This window comes from Wolbachia endosymbiont (group A) of Norellia spinipes (assembly GCF_964273535.1).
The window spans coordinates 958,651-976,488 of the sequence record NZ_OZ187006.1; the positions used below are offsets into that span (position 1 = coordinate 958,651).

At 35.3% G+C, this 17,838-nt stretch carries 24 protein-coding genes and 1 pseudogene; 22 read left to right on the forward strand and 3 right to left on the reverse strand.

What is annotated here, in order from left to right:
- Nucleotides 1-169: 169 nt before the first annotated feature.
- Genes iscU through hscA form a run of 4 tightly spaced genes read left to right on the forward strand, consistent with a single transcriptional unit; the run spans nucleotide 170 to nucleotide 3,190 of the window.
- Nucleotides 170-562: a Fe-S cluster assembly scaffold IscU gene (iscU, locus tag ACFZP3_RS04680; RefSeq protein WP_114516867.1), complete on the forward strand. Its 393-nt coding sequence runs from the start codon at nucleotides 170-172 to the stop codon at nucleotides 560-562.
- A gap of 10 nt (nucleotides 563-572) precedes the next feature.
- A complete protein-coding gene (locus tag ACFZP3_RS04685; protein ID WP_264328899.1) occupies nucleotides 573-977 on the forward strand; it encodes a HesB/IscA family protein in 405 nt (134 codons plus the stop codon).
- Nucleotides 970-1,428, forward strand: coding sequence for an iron-sulfur cluster co-chaperone HscB C-terminal domain-containing protein (locus ACFZP3_RS04690; RefSeq protein WP_253309542.1), 459 nt, complete (start codon nucleotides 970-972; stop codon nucleotides 1,426-1,428). Before ACFZP3_RS04685 ends, ACFZP3_RS04690 begins: the two co-directional genes overlap by 8 nt.
- A complete protein-coding gene (hscA, locus tag ACFZP3_RS04695) occupies nucleotides 1,406-3,190 on the forward strand; it encodes a Fe-S protein assembly chaperone HscA (protein ID WP_386086955.1) in 1,785 nt (594 codons plus the stop codon). Before ACFZP3_RS04690 ends, hscA begins: the two co-directional genes overlap by 23 nt.
- A 7-nt stretch (nucleotides 3,191-3,197) precedes the next feature.
- Here hscA and lepB read toward each other — a convergent pair whose 3' ends face one another.
- Together lepB and ACFZP3_RS04705 are read right to left on the reverse strand one after the other, a co-directional pair.
- Complete coding sequence (gene lepB / locus ACFZP3_RS04700; RefSeq protein WP_253309972.1) at nucleotides 3,198-3,944, reverse strand: signal peptidase I; 747 nt, start codon at nucleotides 3,942-3,944, stop codon at nucleotides 3,198-3,200.
- 94 nt (nucleotides 3,945-4,038) lie between these two features.
- Nucleotides 4,039-4,347, reverse strand: coding sequence for a hypothetical protein (locus tag ACFZP3_RS04705; RefSeq protein ID WP_264688372.1), 309 nt, complete (start codon nucleotides 4,345-4,347; stop codon nucleotides 4,039-4,041).
- 80 nt (nucleotides 4,348-4,427) lie between these two features.
- Here ACFZP3_RS04705 and ACFZP3_RS04710 point away from each other — a divergent pair, with 80 nt between their 5' ends.
- From ACFZP3_RS04710 to ACFZP3_RS04725, 4 genes and pseudogenes are all read left to right on the forward strand, one after another.
- Nucleotides 4,428-5,615: a phosphoglycerate kinase gene (locus tag ACFZP3_RS04710; protein ID WP_386086956.1), complete on the forward strand. Its 1,188-nt coding sequence runs from the start codon at nucleotides 4,428-4,430 to the stop codon at nucleotides 5,613-5,615.
- A gap of 58 nt (nucleotides 5,616-5,673) precedes the next feature.
- Nucleotides 5,674-6,162, forward strand: a complete 489-nt coding sequence (locus ACFZP3_RS04715) for a hypothetical protein (protein WP_386086957.1) — start codon at nucleotides 5,674-5,676, stop codon at nucleotides 6,160-6,162.
- Nucleotides 6,163-6,366: 204 nt separating this feature from the next.
- Entirely contained in the window at nucleotides 6,367-6,744 is a 378-nt protein-coding gene (locus tag ACFZP3_RS04720; protein ID WP_386086958.1) for a head decoration protein, read from the forward strand.
- Nucleotides 6,745-6,778: 34 nt separating this feature from the next.
- Nucleotides 6,779-6,988: pseudogene (locus tag ACFZP3_RS04725) on the forward strand (major capsid protein); the annotation flags it as partial.
- A 112-nt stretch (nucleotides 6,989-7,100) separates the two neighbouring features.
- Here ACFZP3_RS04725 and ACFZP3_RS04730 read toward each other — a convergent pair.
- Nucleotides 7,101-8,060 (reverse strand): IS110 family transposase, encoded by a 960-nt coding sequence (locus ACFZP3_RS04730; protein WP_253308968.1) that lies wholly within the window; start codon nucleotides 8,058-8,060, stop codon nucleotides 7,101-7,103.
- 164 nt (nucleotides 8,061-8,224) lie between these two features.
- On the opposite strand from ACFZP3_RS04730, the gene ACFZP3_RS04735 reads away from it, so the two are divergent.
- The 14 genes from ACFZP3_RS04735 (at nucleotide 8,225) to ACFZP3_RS04800 (ending at nucleotide 17,820) form a co-directional block, all read left to right on the forward strand.
- On the forward strand, nucleotides 8,225-8,620 hold the full coding sequence (locus ACFZP3_RS04735; RefSeq protein ID WP_386086959.1) for a head decoration protein: 396 nt from the start codon (nucleotides 8,225-8,227) through the stop codon (nucleotides 8,618-8,620).
- A gap of 24 nt (nucleotides 8,621-8,644) precedes the next feature.
- Nucleotides 8,645-9,649, forward strand: coding sequence for a major capsid protein (locus ACFZP3_RS04740; RefSeq protein ID WP_386086960.1), 1,005 nt, complete (start codon nucleotides 8,645-8,647; stop codon nucleotides 9,647-9,649).
- A complete protein-coding gene (locus ACFZP3_RS04745) occupies nucleotides 9,649-9,960 on the forward strand; it encodes a hypothetical protein (RefSeq protein WP_264378242.1) in 312 nt (103 codons plus the stop codon). The genes ACFZP3_RS04740 and ACFZP3_RS04745 overlap by 1 nt, the downstream gene beginning before the upstream one ends.
- A complete protein-coding gene (locus ACFZP3_RS04750; RefSeq protein ID WP_386086961.1) occupies nucleotides 9,957-10,448 on the forward strand; it encodes a phage tail protein in 492 nt (163 codons plus the stop codon). Before ACFZP3_RS04745 ends, ACFZP3_RS04750 begins: the two co-directional genes overlap by 4 nt.
- A gap of 9 nt (nucleotides 10,449-10,457) precedes the next feature.
- Nucleotides 10,458-10,937: a hypothetical protein gene (locus tag ACFZP3_RS04755; RefSeq protein ID WP_386086962.1), complete on the forward strand. Its 480-nt coding sequence runs from the start codon at nucleotides 10,458-10,460 to the stop codon at nucleotides 10,935-10,937.
- The gene (locus ACFZP3_RS04760; RefSeq protein WP_047759504.1) at nucleotides 10,924-11,388 is read left to right on the forward strand and encodes a phage baseplate assembly protein V; all 465 of its coding nucleotides are present in this window, start codon (nucleotides 10,924-10,926) and stop codon (nucleotides 11,386-11,388) included. Before ACFZP3_RS04755 ends, ACFZP3_RS04760 begins: the two co-directional genes overlap by 14 nt.
- On the forward strand, nucleotides 11,385-11,639 hold the full coding sequence (locus ACFZP3_RS04765) for a PAAR domain-containing protein (protein ID WP_226080738.1): 255 nt from the start codon (nucleotides 11,385-11,387) through the stop codon (nucleotides 11,637-11,639). The genes ACFZP3_RS04760 and ACFZP3_RS04765 overlap by 4 nt, the downstream gene beginning before the upstream one ends.
- A complete protein-coding gene (locus ACFZP3_RS04770; RefSeq protein ID WP_264735442.1) occupies nucleotides 11,623-12,714 on the forward strand; it encodes a YhcG family protein in 1,092 nt (363 codons plus the stop codon). Before ACFZP3_RS04765 ends, ACFZP3_RS04770 begins: the two co-directional genes overlap by 17 nt.
- Nucleotides 12,715-12,721: 7 nt before the next feature.
- Complete coding sequence (locus tag ACFZP3_RS04775; RefSeq protein WP_264735441.1) at nucleotides 12,722-13,057, forward strand: GPW/gp25 family protein; 336 nt, start codon at nucleotides 12,722-12,724, stop codon at nucleotides 13,055-13,057.
- Between the two features lie 2 nt (nucleotides 13,058-13,059).
- Complete coding sequence (locus ACFZP3_RS04780) at nucleotides 13,060-13,860, forward strand: baseplate J/gp47 family protein (protein ID WP_386086963.1); 801 nt, start codon at nucleotides 13,060-13,062, stop codon at nucleotides 13,858-13,860.
- Entirely contained in the window at nucleotides 13,860-15,020 is a 1,161-nt protein-coding gene (locus ACFZP3_RS04785; protein ID WP_386086964.1) for a phage tail protein, read from the forward strand. The genes ACFZP3_RS04780 and ACFZP3_RS04785 overlap by 1 nt, the downstream gene beginning before the upstream one ends.
- Before the next feature lie 168 nt (nucleotides 15,021-15,188).
- Entirely contained in the window at nucleotides 15,189-15,659 is a 471-nt protein-coding gene (locus ACFZP3_RS04790; protein ID WP_386086775.1) for a hypothetical protein, read from the forward strand.
- A gap of 26 nt (nucleotides 15,660-15,685) precedes the next feature.
- Nucleotides 15,686-16,987 carry a group II intron reverse transcriptase/maturase gene (gene ltrA, locus ACFZP3_RS04795; protein ID WP_386086776.1) on the forward strand — a complete coding sequence of 434 codons (1,302 nt, stop codon included), beginning with the start codon at nucleotides 15,686-15,688 and terminating at the stop codon, nucleotides 16,985-16,987.
- 179 nt (nucleotides 16,988-17,166) lie between these two features.
- Nucleotides 17,167-17,820 (forward strand): ankyrin repeat domain-containing protein, encoded by a 654-nt coding sequence (locus tag ACFZP3_RS04800; RefSeq protein WP_386087114.1) that lies wholly within the window; start codon nucleotides 17,167-17,169, stop codon nucleotides 17,818-17,820.
- The last annotated feature ends 18 nt before the right edge of the window (nucleotides 17,821-17,838 follow it).

Sequence of the window (17,838 nt, forward strand, 5' to 3'; positions counted from 1 at the left end):
CAAACTTAATTACAATATAGAGAATGACATGCACTACGTGAATTTGTAAAGTAAATATACTCATTTTCGTAATATTTTGTAAGTAAAATATACACAAAACTAGTGTATTTCACTTTAGTTTTTAACCTAAATATGTTATAATGTAGAATAGCGGTTCACAGGTAATTTTATGAGTTATAATGAGAAAATTTTAGATCATTACGAAAATCCAAGGAATGTTGGCTCTCTGGATAAAAATGATCCAAATGTTGGTACTGGTTTAGTTGGTGCACCATCGTGCGGTGATGTAATGAAATTGCAGATAAAGGTCAATGACAAAGGTGTTATTGAAGATGCAAAATTTAAAACTTTTGGTTGTGGTTCTGCCATTGCTTCAAGTTCCTTGTTAACAGAGATGATAAAGGGAAGAACCATCAGTGACGTTACACAGATAAAGAATACTCAAATAGTGGAAGAGTTGTCTTTACCTCCAGTGAAGATACACTGCTCGGTGCTTGCTGAAGATGCTATAAAGGCTGCTATTCATGATTATCAAAGCAAACAAAGTAAAGGTGGACATTGAGAACTAAAGCATGAGTGAATATCAAGGAGTAAACGCTATAAAGAAAGATAAAAAACTTATTACTATAACTGCGAAAGCAGTAGAAAGGATAAGGTATTTATTGGACCAAAAGAAGCATACTAACCTTGAGAAACCGGAAGAAGCAATAGGAATAAGAGTGCTAATTAAACAAAAAGGATGTTCTGGTTTAAAATATGATATTGAATATGCATATGATACTCGTCCTTTAGAGTCGATAATTGAGGAAAACTGCAGTGATGACCAAAAAGTTAAAGTGTTGATCGATCCAAAATCTGTCATGTTTATTCTTGGCTCTGAAATGGATTATGTAGAAGAAAAATTTTCATCGGGTTTTGTTTTCAAAAATCCTAATGAGAAAGGAAAATGTGGTTGTGGAGAGAGTTTTCATGTCTAGCAGCTATTTTACATTGTTTGAAATTGAACCAACTTTCAACATCAGCTTTGATGAGTTAGAGAAAAAATATATTGAGCTAAGCAGGACTGATATAAACGAAGGACAATCTAAAAATATAATTAATATTAACAAAGCTTATCAGGTGCTAAAGTCACCTCTAAAACGTGCCGAGCATTTGTTGAATCTTTTTGGTGTGGAAAGCCCAAAGGATCATCCAAATTCTGAAATATTAAATGAATCAATGGAAATAAGAGAATATTTGCTGGACTGCGATGATCTACAATTTGCAAGTAGGATGGTTGATGAAAAAATAAAAGATTGCGTTAAAAACCTAATTAACACTTTTGCTGTAAAGAATTTTGATGGAGCTGCTACACAAGTCTTAAGATTGAAATATTTATATAAGTCATTTGAGGAGGTGAAAAAGAATGCAACCAATTCAAATTTCTGAACCAAATTCAAGTGAAGTAGTTTTTGGTATAGATCTTGGCACTACTAACTCTTTAATTGCTATGGTAAATAAAGCTGGCAACGTGGAGATATTTAAAGATGAGCAGGGAAGAGAGCTACTGCCTTCTGTTATTTCGTATGAAAATAATACATTGAAAACTGGCTGTGACGTCGGTCAAAATGCAATCTACTCAATAAAGCGTTTAATGGGTGAAAGTGTTGAAGAATTAAATAAAGAAGGCCTCAATTTTGAAATAGATAACGAAAGTGAAAAAGTTATTAGAGTAAAATGCTCAGAGGAAAAGTATCTTACTCCTGTTGAGATTTCTGCTGAGATATTAAAAGCTTTATGCGAGAGGGTGAAAAAGTCTACAGGAATGGAAGTAAAAAAAGCAGTGATCACTGTGCCAGCTTACTTTGACGATTCAGCACGTAACGCAACTAAATATGCAGCAAAATTAGCTGGCATAGAAGTTCTTCGTCTCGTTAATGAACCAACTGCTGCTGCACTTTCTTACTCCATTGAAAAGAACAACAGCAGCGGAATATATGCAGTTTACGACCTTGGTGGAGGAACATTTGATATTTCAATATTGAAATTACATCAAGGAGTGTTTCAAGTCCTTGCGGTTGGTGGTGATACCAAACTCGGCGGTGATGATTTTGATCATCTTCTGAGTTCAATTGTACTTGATAAGTATAGAGAAAAAGTAGGTTTAAACAAGGAGTCGACAACACACCTTAATGTCATTCCAACACATAACGCTGGAACCTGCAATATCCGTACCGCGAAAGAATACTTAAGTGAAAATGCATCAGGCACTTTTGGCTTTAACATTAACGGCAAGCCATTTGAATGTGAAATAACTAGAGAGAAGTTCGAACAGGCAATAAGTCCTTTAGTTAATAAGACTATCAATATAGTCACTCGTACTATAAGCGACATAGATCTTAAAATTGATGATATAAAAGGAGTAATTTTAGTTGGTGGTGCAACTAGAACACCATTGGTTCAAAATTCACTAGTCAAGCTCTTTGGAAATAAAGTACTGAATGACGTGGATCCAGATAAAGCAGTTGTCATGGGAGCAGCTCTGCAGGCTCATGATTTAACTTCGAGCTCAAAAGATAGGAATATTCTCCTGGATGTTTTACCTTTATCACTTGGCATAGAAACTATGGGAGACATAGTTGAAAAAATCATACCAAGAAATACACCACTACCAGTTTCAGAGATAAAAGAGTTTACAACTTATGTTGATGGGCAACCAGCAATGAAAATTCACGTTTGTCAGGGAGAACGTGAAATGATCGAGGATAACAAATCTCTAGCGCAGTTTGAACTAAAAGGTATACCGCCACTGCCTGCAGGTTCTGCAAGAGTTGAAATAGAATTTACAGTTAACGTTGACGGGATCTTGACTGTTACTGCAAGAGAAAAAACTACTGGAATTGAGCAGACAGTTAAAGTAAATTCAAGTTTTGGCTTGAGTAAAGCTGATGTTCAAAATATGGTTAACCAGTCAATAAACAGCTTTGATGAAGATATGAAGGCTCGTTCCCTTGCAGGTGCTAAAATTAATGGAAATAAACTCATACACTTGGTTGAAAACAATAATAACCTTTCCACTGATCAAAAGTTGAAAAACCTATTACAAAATGCAAAAAACGCTTTACAAGGCAATGACTTGAATGAAATTAACAACACTATCGCCGAGTTAGAAAATTCTTCTTTAGAGTTATGTGAATTAACAAATAGGTAGAAAAAGCTTACACAACCTTGTGCAATACCCTATTTAATCTCAAAGCAACAGGTAACCTGAAATTAAATGGTAACCAATCGACCTTCCCCAATTTAAACGATAAACCAACTATACTTACACGCCCAATGATATTTTCCATTGGTACAAAACCAACCTCAGGAAACCTGCTATCCAAAGAATTATTTCTATTGTCTCCCATAACAAAAAATTGATCGTTAGGTACATAATAAACCGTAGTGTTATATGATAGCTTATTAGAAATGTTATCTACCAAAATCTCATGCTCCTTGCCACTTAAAAGCGTTTCTATATATCTTGGTATGTTACGATTTGACTCATAATCAAAAAAACTTTCAATTTGCCTTCGCTCTACTTTCTGATCATTTAGGTATAATTCTCCCTCTATCATTTGCACTTTGTCGCCTGGTGTTCCTATTACTCGCTTAACAAATCGGATACTGTCGTTTCTTGTGGGTTTGAAAACTACTATGTCGCCACGCTTTGGAGGGGTATAAAAAATCCTGCCGCTAAAAATGTTTGGAGAAAATGGAAATGAGTGTTTACTGTAACCGTATGAATATTTACTAGTAAAAATGTAATCCCCTTCAAGTAGGGTGCTTTTCATTGAACCAGAAGGTATATGAAATGGCTCGAATAAAAAACTACGTATTGATAGCGCAATCAACAGTAAAAAAAACAATGAAGATAAAAATCTTCCCGTTCTTATCACCCAGTTTTTGCTTAGTTCTTCCAACTTTTCCAACTTTGTTTTTCTTATAGATTAAGCTTATTATAATACATAAATTAAAAAATGGTAATATGAAATTTTACTTGTGAATGTTATTCCTCTATTCAAAACAATTTTGAAAAGGCGGTTCATTTCTTTCAACGGTGTCATCCAAGTAGCGTGACACATAACTGTACGAACATTGCAATTTGCAGGTGGCAGATGAAAGTAGCTGACACTGAGATCCAGAAAAAAGAATGGTGTCATCCAAGTAGCTGACACTGGTTCCTGCAATCTCATCGAAAACGTTGTAACCACTTTCTATGCTAATTTGCTTGTAAGCAACCTGGATCCCAGTGTCGGCTACTTGGATGACACCATTATAGAGTGAACCAGTGTCAGCTACTTTCATGACACCATCTGGATGCAAATTTCCTTAAACGTTCGTAAACTTAAAACTTTACTTTAGGTCAAACTGCTGTATAGTGGCTTTATAGCTTTAGTTTTACAATGAATATACCTAGTATAGAAAATTGTGATCTTCACAATAAAACCGTCTTACTCAGAGTTGACTTAAATGTTCCTATAAAAGATGGAGAAATTCGTGACGTCACTCGTATTTTGAGAGCATTGCCTACTATTGAGTATTTAGTGAATGCAAGTGCAAAGATTATTATTATATCGCATTTCGGACGCCCAAAGGCCAGAGACAATAATCTGTCGCTAAAAAATGTAATTGACACTTTATCGCAGTTACTAAATAAAAAAGTGAAATTCATTGATGATTGCGTTGGTGAAAAAGTGCAAAAAGCAGTGAGTGCTATGGATGCAAGAGATATAATATTACTAGAGAATCTAAGATTTTATAAAGAGGAAGAGCAGAGTGACTCAAATTTTGCCAAACAACTAGCATCTCTAGCGGATATATATGTAAATGATGCATTTTCTTGCTCTCACAGAGCTCACGCTTCTATTTCACGCATTACAGAGTTTTTACCTTCCTACGCGGGATTTTGCTTACAAGATGAGCTAAAGTATCTTGAAAAAGCTGTATCGTTTAAAGCTAAACCTATTACTGCGATAGTTGGGGGAGCCAAAATGTCAACTAAGATAAAAATGCTTATAAAGCTAACAGAAAAGGTTGATTACCTAGTTCTCGGAGGTGCAATTGCTAATAATTTTTTGTTATTTAGCAAAGTAAATATAGGAAAATCTTTCTTTCAAAATGGTGTTGACGACCTTCTACATAATATTGTTGAAACAGCAAATAAAAACAATTGCAAAATAGTTGTGCCAGAAGACGTTCTGGTTGCAGTAAACTCTGATTACAGCACTAGTATTTCAAGAAGAACTGAGTCCATTTTGGACGGTGATATAATTTTGGATATCGGACCACAAACTTTGAGTACAATAAGCAGTATAATAGCAAGCAGTAAGACTCTGCTGTGGAATGGACCTATTGGTGTTTTTGAACATTCAGCTTTTGCAAGTGGTACAATAGGGGTAATGAAAGTCGTAAGTGACTTAACGCACAAAGGAAAGTTAACCAGCATAATAGGGGGAGGTGATAGTCTATCTGCAATAAGCGCTGCAGGCCTTACCGATAAGGATTTTACATATGTTTCCACTGGTGGAGGAGCGTTTTTAAGTTGGCTGGGTGGTGATGAAATGCCGGGAGTTGCTGCTCTGCAAAAATGATTAGATTAAAACTTTTTTAAATTGTTTCTTATAAGCTAGCTTTTTTGTGAACGTGATTATGTCGAAGACAGTTAAACTAATTTTGTGTTTAATAATACCAATAATAGGATTTATTTTTTATATTAAGGATCATTATTTTCACACCAGTTATGTAGAAGAAAATGTTAAGGTCAATTTTGAACCATTTTTCAGTTCACAACCAGGTTATATACCACCGTTTCCAGAATTAACTGACTTCGATAGAGGAGTGTTGAAAGTTTGTGGAGATTGGGGAGCACATCCAGATAAAGAAGATTTCAAAATTTTACTTAGTTGTCCGCAGCATCAAGAAGTAGTGAAAGGAATATATGATAAGCTTGATCATCAAGTGATTACGCCAGATGCGGATTTGGAGTTATTTAAAGATGAACTGGCTAACATTTGGTTTACAAATAGTGAAAGTGAAAAAGAAACTATAGGGTTTGGACATATTTTTTGTGGTGAGCCAAACGATAAATTAGCAGTTGTGTTAAAAGTCAATAGAGAAATGAAAAATACTGAAAAATAATTTTTACTTGGTGGGCTATAAAGCCAAAGATGCTTTTAACATATTTTACGTAATTTCGGAGGATTTATTGATGCAGGCAGCCAAGGCACGACAAAATATATAAACCTACAAAGCTAAAGCTATTCCGCGGACTATAGCAACTACAAATTCAGCGGAAAAAACAAAATTAATAACTTTATCAGCCAAAATTTCCAGGAGAAAAACATGTCTTGTATAACTGAACCAAATAATCTTGGTGACCTCTTAAAATATGAGGCATCAAATCTATACTCACGTGACCAAATTACTGTTGCTAAGGAACAAAACCTAAAGCTTGGAGCAGTGGTTAGCAAAAAGACAGATGATGGGGGCTTTATAAGAGCTCTAAATCCGCTAGGCACAGATGGTACTCAAACAGCAATAGGTGTGATTATAAACGATGTAAATAGTAAAGATGCAGATATTAAAGCAGTAATCATTACTCGCGTAGCTTTACTTGCTGATCATGCAATTGTCTGGCCAGCAAATATAACTGAAGAGCAAAAAACAGCAGCAATAAAACAACTTGAAGAGAGGGGTATTATTGTCCGTAAAGGAATCTGAATTTTATATTAATTTTTAATAGGAGCTAAACATTATGCAAAATCCACTTTCAAATCCAGCATTCAATATGACAGCATTAACTGGAGCTATTAATATTTTACCAATTAGTTTTGGTCGAACTGAAAGTTTAAAACTTTTTCCGAGTAAATCAGTAAGGTTTCGCCATATTGCCATTGAAGAACAAAACGGTTTTTTAGCACTACTTCCAACTCAAGTTCCAGGAGCACCAGCAACTGTTGGAAAAATAAGTTGTAATATTTGATTTAAATTCTTTTAAAAAGTGTGGATGTGGATAAGTGCTTTCAGTCTGTGTAAGCGCACTTATCCACATCCACACTAATCTGCTAGTGTTGGATCTAAGCAGACTTAGGGCTGTATTCCTCAGTAAAAACCCTGTCATCTCTTACTAAAGAGTTAGCAAGTAAAAGTAACTTTCTCATAGCAGCAGTGGAAGCAACTTTATATGGTTTTTTATATTGATTATGTAACCTATCAAAAAAAGTTTTTATGAAAGAATTCCATTTCCGCGCACTAAGAATACACATATACAAGACTGTTCTAATTTGTGACCTACCGCCTTGAATGCACCTTTTTCCTTTATTAAAACCACTGTCTCGATTAAAAGGTGCAACTCCGGCAATGCTAGATATTTGCTTTCTTTGAAGAGTTCCTAATTCTGGCAGATAACAAATAATAGTAATAGCTGTGATTTTACTTACACCTGGTATACTAGTTATTGATATGTATTTTTTTTTAAGCTCTTGACTTTGTTCAATCAACTCAATCATCTCATCTTCTAAAACTTGAATTTGATTCTGTAATATGACAAGTAGCTCTTCCATTTGTTTGATTATGGATATATCAGTTACTTGATGAGCTTGAGTTTTTTGTATTTTTGCCATTTCTACTAGTTGATTTCTACGAGATAGCTTTTGCCTCAAGAAGTCAACATTACTAACTTTTAAAGGAGTAACGCGCATATCTGTATTATTAATATAACGTGAGATAATGCTGCAGTCTATTTTATCAGTTTTAGTAGCAATACCAAGGCTTTTTGCATAGTCTCTCACCCATCTAGGTTGAATTACATATACTTCGAAACCATGGCTTAGTAAAGTATAAGCACATAATTTTTCGTACCCACCAGTTGCTTCAAGTCCAACTTTGATTACATTATGTAAATGCAAAAAGTCGAGTATTTGATCAATAGCTTGAACGTTATTTTCAAATACTTTATAATGTCCAAGTGGATGAATGTGGATATCTAGTTTATTTTTGCTAACATCAATACCAGCAATGATATTTGATAAATTCATAATTCCTCCATAGAATAACATGTAATACTGCATTTTCCACCCTTATATACGAGCCTAAAAGCTCAATCAGTTGTTCGGAACTTTTCAGTAAATAATCAGGGAAGAGAACCTTGCTAAATTACGGTCCTTTATGACCAAGGCGATCTACGGTTCCTCTTCTCTGCATGTTCTTAATATTACCACTTTGTAATATTTATGAACTTGTTTTTAACATACAAGGCGATCTTCTGAAATATGAAGTGTCCAACCTATATTCAAGAGATCAAATAACAGTAGCTAAAGGTCAAAATCTTAAGCTTGGTGCAGTAGTTGCCAAAAAGACGGAAGATGGTTTTATTAGAGTACTTAATCCTGTTGGAACAGATGGCACACAAACAGCAATAGGTGCAATAGTAAGTGATGTAAATGCGACAGAAAATGCCAAAGCAGTAATTATTACTCGTGGTGCAATACTAGCAGATCATGCAATTGTGTGGCCAGCAAATATCACTGAAGAGCAGAAAAATGCAGCAATAAAGCAACTTGAAGGACGAGGGATCATTATCCGCAAGGGAGTGTAACTTAAATTAATAAGGAGAAAAAGAATGCAAAATCCATTTACAAATACAGCATTTAGCATGACGGCACTAACAAATGCGATGAATATATTGCCGATAAATTATGGACGAGTTGAAAATCTAAATTTGTTTCCAAGTAGGTCAGTAAGATTTAGACATATTACCATAGAAGAACACAACGGAGTATTAAGTTTATTACCAACGCAGCTACCCGGAGCACCAGCAACAGTAGGAAAACGTGGCAAAAGAAAGGTAAGAACATTTACGATTCCGCATATTCCGCATGATGATGTAGTGCTGCCAGAAGAAGTACAAGGAATAAGGGCATTTGGATCAGAGAGTGAACTTAAAGCGCTTGCAGATGTAATAACTGATCATTTGCAGCTAATGAGAAACAAACATGCAATAACATTAGAGCATTTGCGAATGGGAGCGCTGAAGGGAATAATTTTAGATGCTGATGGGTCAGAATTATTAAATCTGTACAACGAATTTGAAATAACACCAAAAGTAGTAAATTTTGCACTGGGAACAGCAACAACAGATGTAAAACGTAAGTGTCTGGAAGTATTGCGGCATATAGAAGATAACCTAAGTGGTGAATATATGACTGGAATTCATGCCTTGGTAAGCCCTGAGTTTTTTGATGCACTAACTTCTCATGCAAAAGTAAAAGAAGCATATGAAAGATGGCAAGAAGGAGCAGCACTTCGAAATGATATGAGGTCAGGGTTTACATTTTGTGGCATAACGTTTGAGGAATATAGAGGGCAAGCAACTGACCCTGAAGGAACGGTTAGAAGATTTATTGAGAAAGATACAGGGCACTGTTTTCCACTAGGAACAGCAAGCACATTTACAACATATTTTGCACCAGCAGATTTTAATGAGACAGTAAATACTCTTGGACAGCCACTCTATGCAAAACAAGAGCCAAGAAGGTTTGATAGAGGAACTGATTTGCATACGCAGTCGAATCCATTGCCAATGTGCCATCGTCCGGCCGTTTTGGTAAAAATTAGTTCTAGTTGATGAATATAGGAAGATTATTAGAAGATTGTTTTGATCATCTAGGAGTGGAAGCCATATATTGTAATAAAAATAAGGAGGGCATTCGTAAAATAAAAGTGCTAATTAAACGTCCTGAGACTACGTACTCTTTAGGTGCAGGTGGAGAATTAACTCAGCAAATTGCTTCTATAGAAATACGTGATCAGGACGTTACTTCCTTTAGCATAGGTGATTATATCAAGATTGAAAAAAGGTTCTACAAGATTTTTGAACCACCGTTAAAAGATTCTTCAAGTAAAATATGGAAAATTGAGGCAATAGAAAGTGTTTGATTAGTAACAATATTAATGAAATAATCTCCAATATTGAAAGAAAAGAGCAGAAAATAAAACTGGCAGCTATAAAAGCGTTAAACAAAACGGCACTATGGTTAAAAGCGCAAGCAGCTAAGGAAATCAGTGAGGAAAAGAAGGTAAAATTAAGTTTGATAAGAAAGAGATTAAGAATTTTTAAGGCGAAAACTAGCAGATTAGACGTGTTGATTAGAGCAAATCTCTATGACATTAGAGCATCAACAATTGGTAAAATACAAAAAACAAGAAGAGGATCGAAAGTAGGAAAGCATGAGTTTATAGGAGGATTTGCAGCAGTTATGCCAAAAGGAAATAGCGGTATTTTTAAACGTGAAGGAAGAGCAGCATTGCCAATAAAGGAAGTTAAATTGTCACTGAAACCAGAGGCTTCAAGGATAATAGGGAATCTTGTTAATTATGAAGTTGAAAAGGTATTTGAAAAATATTTTATACATTACATGAGTTAAATTATATGCATGACAAAGTTCTGGAAAGATTTACATCAAGCAATTTGCAGCACACTGAAGGAAGAAATACCGTCTATACAGACATGTGAAATTTATCCAGCAATAAGAAAAGAATTATTAGCGCCAGCGGTATTTGTAGAGCTTGTGAGTTTAGAATCGGGAAAAGATCCTGGAACAGAGGAATTAGCCCTGAAAGCAAGATTTGAAGCGAGAATTGTAGTTGATGGAACAGTCGAGTATTCCTCGTTAGTTGTAAGGTCATTAGCAGCAGAAGTAGCAAGAGTAGTAAATAAAAATACTTGGAACGTAAAAAATATTTCTCCTGCTGAATTTCTCTCTGCAGAGCCTGATGGATTTAGACCCGAATTAGATGCATATTTGGTGTGGATGGTTGATTGGAGTCATCAGCTTCATTTAGGTAAATCGATATGGACAGAAAATAAGATTAAGCCACATACGATTATAATAGAAGAAAATGTTAGAGAGTAATTTTGCTATTTCAGAGCTGCAAAGAAAGTTAGCAAACATTGTACGAATAGGAGTTGTAAAAGAAGTAGATTATGAGAAAGCAAAAGTAAGAGTGAAGATAGGAGAACTTTTAACAGATTTTCTTCCATGGATAACTTCTAGAGCAGGAGAGGAAAGAAGCTGGCTACCACCAAGCATAAATGAACAGGTAGTAATATTGTCACCATTGGGAGAGTTATCATTAGGAGTAGTACTAGCTGGAATATATCAGCAAAATTATTCTGCTCCAGAGAATAGTGAAATGATTAACAGTTTAGTATTTCAAGATGGAACAAAGTTATTGTATGACAAAGAGAGCAAGAATCTTGAAATTTCTGTAGTGGATAAATTAAATTTCAAAGTAGGAAAATCAGAGATAGAAATGACAAAAAGTGGAATCAAACTGAAAGCAGAAAGGATCGACTTAAATTGAACAAAGGAATAGTGAGGTTAGGAGACTGCTGTGGAGAAGCTATACCACATTTCTGCATTAGCGGCAGTAACAATGTTTTTGTAAATGGTAAGCCAGTTTGCCGAAAAGGAGATAATTTTACAGAAGGTAGAGTATTAATTGAAGGATCAAAAAAAGTGTTTGCAAATGGCTATAGTATAGGAAGAGTTGGAGATTCAATATCTTGTGGTTCTAAAGTAATAAGTGGTAGTAGTAATGTTTTTTCAGGATAAAAATAAACCATCTGCTATACTTACCAAAAGTAAAGTTATGAATATGGATATAACTACTAGCCTATTAGGAGACATTAGTAATTTAATAGATAGAGCAAAGAATCATCTTTCTGTTCAATTCAATTCTACTCTAGTATTGTTAAACTGGGAAATTGGCTCCAGAATTGATCAAGATATTCTAAAGCACAAACGTGCAGATTATGGGAAGCAAATCATCTCCCAACTTGCAAAAGAACTTCAGATTAAATATGGACGTGGTTTTGATAGAGCGTCATTATTTCGTATGGTGCAATTTTCTAAATTCTTTTCTGATCAAGAAATTGTCGCGACACTGTCACAACAATTGAGTTGGTCACATTTTGTAGAAATTATTGCAATTTCTGATGAGCTGAAGCGTAATTATTATATAGAAATGTGTCGTATTGAAAGGTGGAGTGTTAGAGCACTACGTAGTAAAATCGATACTATGTTGTATGAACGTACAGCGCTAGCAAAAAAACCTGAAGAGTTTATAAGAAGGAGTATAAAAAATTTACGTGAAGAAAATATGTTAGCAACAGAATTCATTTTTCATGACCCATACTTCCTTAGCTTCATGGAATTGCCATCAAGTTATAGTGAGACTGATCTAGAAAATACAATCTTGGATGAATTGACAAAATTTTTACAAGAGTTTGGGAGTGATTTTTGTTTTGTAACACGTCAAAAAAGGATGAGTACTAAAACAACTGACAGGTATTTGGACCTGCTATTTTTTCACAGAGGATTAAAACGTCTTATAGCAATAGAACTAAAAATAGGTCGCTTTGAACCAGCTTATAAAGGACAGATGGAATGGTATTTAAATTGGTTAGATAAAAATGAACGAAAAGCAGGTGAAGAAAAACCGTTAGGGATTATTTTATGTGCTGATAAGGATCAAGAGGATATAGAATATCTTGAACTCGAAGGCTCTAATATTCATGTTGCACAGTATTTAACACAGCTTCCTTCTAAAGAAATTCTTGAAAAGAAGTTGAGAAAGGCTATTTCTATAGCACGTGAAAAACATGCAAGTATTAAGTCAGAGCCATGAAAAATATATGAGAGGAATGGATGCTAAAACAGGAAAAGCGTTAGAAGGAATAGAGCACTTAAAGCAATCGATAATTGATATACTGACCACTCCAGTAAACAGTAGAATAATGAGGAGAGATTATGGCTCAAGATTATTTGAATTGGTGGATAAGCCAATAAATAGAGATTTAACTTTGGAAATCTATGCAGCAACAGCAGAAGCACTGGGGAAATTTGAGAAGAGATTTAAGTTAGAAAAAGTAAAGATTGCTGAAGCTAAAGAAGGAAAAATGACTCTTGTACTTGAAGGTATGTATCTTTCAGAAGGCAAATTCATAGGTATTAGTGGAGTAGTTGTTTAGAAATGCAGACATCTAATATTATTGAAAAACTAAGCTATGAGGAAATCTTTTCCAGAATGAAGGAGGAGTTAGTGTGTAGAGATGAAACCTTTTCAGCGTTAGTAGAAAGTGACCCAGCGATGAAGGTATTAGAAGTAGCAGCATGGAGGGAATTGTTACTAAGACAAAGAATAAATGAATCAGTAAAGAGCAATTTACTAAAATTTGCGACAGGAGAAGATCTTGATAATTTAGCTGAGTTTTATGGAGTGGAGAGGCAAAAAGAAGAAGATGATGAACGATTTAGAAAAAGAATTAAAGCAAAGATAGCAGGTTGGTCAACAGGAGGAAGTAAGGAATATTATAAATATCATGCACTGTCAGCAGATAGTAGAGTAAAAGATGCACTAGTAGAATCACCTATACCAGGGAAAGTACAAATTTCAATCTTATCAACAGAATTATCCATAACTGGCATAGTGTTAGAAGAGCTACTTAAAATTGTAAGAAAGCAAGTTAATAGAGATGATATAAGGGTTTTAACAGATACAGTAACAGTAATTGGTTGCAATATTACGGAAATAGATATTGACAGCAGAATGAGCATAAGTTCTGTAATATCAAAGGAGGAAATTAAGGAACAGTTCATCAAGAAGTTTGAAGCAAGTAGAAGGCTGGGATGGAATGTTACAAGATCATGGATAATAGCGAATTTATTTGTAGATGGTGTAGAAAACGTAGAATTAATCGAGCCAAAAGAGGATGTTGTGGTTCTGGGAAATGAATGTGCAAATTTGAGAAATTTAAAGATTGAGTTGAATTAATGTTACTGCCACCAAATGCAACAAGGCAGGAAAGAGCGCTAGTAGATGCGATAGATTATAAAGTAGATCCAAACTGTATCAGAGGATTTAAGTTTAGTCTTAAAGAAGAAACATTGCCGTGGATAATAGAAGAATATGGTTTAGAAGAGATACTGCGTTGGGTAAAAGATAGAAGAAAAGCCGTAGTAGAAGGAGTAAAATTTCAAAGACTGAGAGGAACTCCAGCATCACTAAAAATAGCACTAAAATGGGCAAATATAGAAGATATTACAATTATTGAGGAGCCACCTGGCAAGCACTTTTTTGAATTACAGATAGGAATAAAAGATGTTCCAAATGACTTTTTTGTGGATGCAGTAGTAGAACTTGCAAAACTATCGTTACCAGCAAGATCGCGGCTAATGAGGATTTTCAATGATCACTATAACGTTGATAGGTTTATTTTAGATGAAAGTTTATTCGGCAGCTTATTGTCAGACTATTCAGGTAGAAAAGTTGAAAAAGATGGACCAGTGTTGTCATTTGGTAGAAAGAACGCATTTGAGCTAAAAATCTTAAATCCAAGTTTTAAGTTTAGTACTTTTCGTGTTCATTATGAGCAAGCATTTAGTAATGATGTATATCGGTTAGATGTGGCAGTACTTGGAGAAACAGAGCCTCACATAAAGGATTACCAAGGCATTTATGAAAGAAGTCATCAGTGGTATAACTTAAAAGCCCTGTATCCTCTAACTCAAAGCTTATTACCATCGATTAAATTTGCTAAAGCGCAGATAGTATTATCGGACAGTTGGAACTTAGGAGAAACAAATGCGTGCTTTCCGGTTGGTAGCATAGAAGAAGAAGGAAATAAATTTGTATTGGGAAACGATAAACTTTCATGGCAACGTTGGAATTTAAAACACAAACCAATTTTAGAAAGATTCAGCATTATCCATCGTTACAAATTAGAAAATTATACAGATCAGAAGGTCAGAAAATATGTTTTAGCAGAACACAACGTTTACTATAAAAATGATTTGGATTCAGAGCAAAAAGACTCAATACACGAATTAGAAAAGCACATTTTAGTATTTTATCCAGGAGTACTGAAGTGGCACGAACATCGACATTTGCACAGAAGTTGGAAAAATAGTCAAGTAATATGTATAATAAGCTAAGTACTTATATTTAGATCCTCATATATTATATTAATAATAGGTAAAAGTGTATGAAATAAAAAGAAAAAGACTTGCTTTCTTATGCTAAAACGGACATGACTTGAATAGCGGCAGGTAAATATAAGAAATTTGTCTGGCGCTAGAAAAGCTAATTTTGTGAGGTATGAAATGGTGCGCCAAGAAGTGCTTGGAGAACAGTTGGTGAAAATCCAACACAAACAAAGTCTAGCCAACAGTTTGGAACAGACCACTATGTTGCATGAGGTAACGAGTGTAATAGAGCTAGTGGGATGGACAATGCAGGGTACAACGAAAGTGAAGGGATTGAGTTCCGAAATACCTGAAGACATAGAGGTCGACATTTTCATGGCCATGGAAGACAGCATGAAGGATAACGTAAAGGCAAGTTATCACTCACTCTATCGGGATCTGAGACCGTGCCATGTATTGAAATGGACTTCAAGTGAACTTGGGAGATCCTATGCATTCCTACAAAGGTACGCTGGAACAAGTCAACAAAGGCAAGAACTAGCGGAAGATGCAGGGGAAGTCGGACTGATTGATAGTACTCAGAATGTGGGAAAGCCACGTACAAGGGGAAGCGATCAGCAATATAGTAACTGGAATAGGGATTGCTAGGCCAATACAACGGAGGTTGGAATAACATGCAAAATAAACTAAACCAGATAGCAGTAAGAGCAAAGCAAGATAAGCGACTAAAATTCACATCGTTAGTCCATCTGATAAATACAGAGAATCTTGCGAGATGTTATAAAGAACTGAAGCGTAACAAGGCTTGTGGAGTAGACCAGATAACAGTGGAATCATACGGAGAAAATCTGAATGAGAAACTCGAAGTGCTAGTAGAAAGTATGAAGAGGAAGCAATATCAACCACAACCAGTAAAGAGGGTATATATACCGAAAGCTGGAAGTAAAGAGAAACGCGGACTCGGAATACCATCGACCGAGGATAAATTAGTACAGATTATGCTGAAGAAGATACTAGAAAATATTTACGAGGCAAACTTTCTGGACAGCTCATATGGATTTCGACCTGGAAGAAACTGTCATCAAGCGGTAAATGCACTAGATAAAGCAGTTATGTACAAGCCAATAAACTACATTGTAGAAGTGGATATCAAGAAGTTCTACGATAATATACAGCATAAATGGCTAATGAGATGTCTAAGGGAACGAATAACTGACCCAAATTTGCGGTGGTTAGTAAAGCGGTTTCTCAAGGCAGGGATAGTCGAAGCTGGAAATTATGAAGCAACAAAACAAGGTACACCCCAAGGTGGTATAGTAAGTCCTGTATTAGCAAATATATACTTACATTATGTGTTGGATTTATGGATAGAAAAGAAATTTAAACCAAGATCCAGAGGATATATACAACTAATAAGGTTTTGCGACGATTTTGTGGTTTGTTGCGAAAGTAAGGTAGACGCGGAAGAATTTCTGGAATTACTGAAACAAAGGCTAAATAAATTTGGGTTGGAAGTATCTGAAAACAAGACCAGAGTAGTAAAGTTTGGCAAGAGGGAGTGGCAACAAGCGATAAGAGAGAAACGAAGGACGGAAAGTTTCAATTTTCTGGGGTTTACGAACTATGGTGCAAAAAGTCGTCGTGGTAGATTAATAATGGGACATAAAACCTCAAAGTTAAATCTAGCCAGAAAACTAAAAGAAATCAAGGAGTGGTTGAAAATAGTCCGCGGAGGTATTCGACTTAAAGATTGGTGGCAAGTACTGAAGGCTAAATTAACAGGACACTATAACTACTTTGGTATTAGCGGAAATTATTGGTGTTTGAAACAATTTTACACATCAGTAAGAAAGCTAGCATTTAAATGGATAAATCGGCGTAGTCAGAAAAAGAGTATGACCTGGGAACAGTTTGTACACTACGTAGAAGTAAATCCATTACCAAAGCCAAAAATACATTTTTCTTTATATGCATAAGAGGGACGACTGTGAAAACTAATATTGATGAGCCGTGTGCGGGAAATCTGCAAGCACGGTTCTTTAGGGGGAGTTGTAGTAATAAAACTCAAACGAGAGGAGTAAAGCTACAGCTTCTACCGAACAGTTTTAGCAAGAGTAAGTTTTTTAAAGAAGTATCAAGTAACGGATTTAAAGATATTAATAAAAGAAATGAAGAAGGAGAGACGATATTGCACCAAGCAGTAGAAATCTCTGATTACAAAACAGTAAGGTTATTAATAAATAAAGGAGCAGAGATCAATGCAAGAGATAAAAATGGTTATACACCACTATACTGTGCAGTATTTGCGAAAAGCTTAGAAAATATAAAAGTGCTGCTAAGATCGGGAGCAGAAGTAAATGCCACTCAATATGTCACTGGATGTACGCCACTGCACTCTGCGTGCAAAATAGGAGGAGCAGGAGTTGAAATAATAAAAGAGCTAGTAAAGGCCGGAGCTGAAGTTAATCAACTGAATAAATATGGTGCAACACCAATGTACTATATCTGGGAAAGTGAAAAGTATTGTCTATGTGATAGCAAAGAGAGTGAAAAGGCAAGTAAATTTTTAAGAGAAAAAGGAGGAGTAACAAAAAGTAGAGAACTGACGTGCTATGGAATAGAGGGGCTAGTGGGAGAAATAGCAGACATGTTGAATGGAAGCTACATGCCGGAGCTAAAAATAATAGAGATAGGAGAAATAAGGAAGAGAGACAAATCGCTAATAAAGAAAGAATGTCAAAATTTAGCAAGCAAGATAATGAGCAAAGTGAACGAAATGATAGATGAGGGGGTGAGAAGGAAGGCTTAGGGATTTAAATTTAAAGAA

Excerpts from the sequence above, each read along its gene's own strand:
- ACFZP3_RS04780 (WP_386086963.1), top strand. The coding sequence starts at position 13,060 with ATGCAGACATCTAATATTATTGAAAAACTAAGCTATGAGGAAATCTTT.
- ACFZP3_RS04735 (WP_386086959.1), top strand. The coding sequence starts at position 8,225 with ATGTTCTTAATATTACCACTTTGTAATATTTATGAACTTGTTTTTAAC.
- ACFZP3_RS04720 (WP_386086958.1), top strand. The coding sequence starts at position 6,367 with ATGTCTTGTATAACTGAACCAAATAATCTTGGTGACCTCTTAAAATAT.
- ACFZP3_RS04710 (WP_386086956.1), top strand. The coding sequence starts at position 4,428 with ATGAATATACCTAGTATAGAAAATTGTGATCTTCACAATAAAACCGTC.
- ACFZP3_RS04685 (WP_264328899.1), top strand. The coding sequence starts at position 573 with ATGAGTGAATATCAAGGAGTAAACGCTATAAAGAAAGATAAAAAACTT.
- ACFZP3_RS04740 (WP_386086960.1), top strand. The coding sequence starts at position 8,645 with ATGCAAAATCCATTTACAAATACAGCATTTAGCATGACGGCACTAACA.
- hscA (WP_386086955.1), top strand. The coding sequence starts at position 1,406 with ATGCAACCAATTCAAATTTCTGAACCAAATTCAAGTGAAGTAGTTTTT.
- ACFZP3_RS04785 (WP_386086964.1), top strand. The coding sequence starts at position 13,860 with ATGTTACTGCCACCAAATGCAACAAGGCAGGAAAGAGCGCTAGTAGAT.
- ACFZP3_RS04745 (WP_264378242.1), top strand. The coding sequence starts at position 9,649 with ATGAATATAGGAAGATTATTAGAAGATTGTTTTGATCATCTAGGAGTG.
- ACFZP3_RS04690 (WP_253309542.1), top strand. The coding sequence starts at position 970 with ATGTCTAGCAGCTATTTTACATTGTTTGAAATTGAACCAACTTTCAAC.
- ACFZP3_RS04775 (WP_264735441.1), top strand. The coding sequence starts at position 12,722 with ATGAGAGGAATGGATGCTAAAACAGGAAAAGCGTTAGAAGGAATAGAG.
- iscU (WP_114516867.1), top strand. The coding sequence starts at position 170 with ATGAGTTATAATGAGAAAATTTTAGATCATTACGAAAATCCAAGGAAT.
- ACFZP3_RS04790 (WP_386086775.1), top strand. The coding sequence starts at position 15,189 with ATGGTGCGCCAAGAAGTGCTTGGAGAACAGTTGGTGAAAATCCAACAC.
- ltrA (WP_386086776.1), top strand. The coding sequence starts at position 15,686 with ATGCAAAATAAACTAAACCAGATAGCAGTAAGAGCAAAGCAAGATAAG.
- ACFZP3_RS04715 (WP_386086957.1), top strand. The coding sequence starts at position 5,674 with ATGTCGAAGACAGTTAAACTAATTTTGTGTTTAATAATACCAATAATA.
- ACFZP3_RS04755 (WP_386086962.1), top strand. The coding sequence starts at position 10,458 with ATGACAAAGTTCTGGAAAGATTTACATCAAGCAATTTGCAGCACACTG.
- ACFZP3_RS04770 (WP_264735442.1), top strand. The coding sequence starts at position 11,623 with ATGTTTTTTCAGGATAAAAATAAACCATCTGCTATACTTACCAAAAGT.
- ACFZP3_RS04730 (WP_253308968.1), bottom strand. The coding sequence starts at position 8,060 with ATGAATTTATCAAATATCATTGCTGGTATTGATGTTAGCAAAAATAAA.
- ACFZP3_RS04760 (WP_047759504.1), top strand. The coding sequence starts at position 10,924 with ATGTTAGAGAGTAATTTTGCTATTTCAGAGCTGCAAAGAAAGTTAGCA.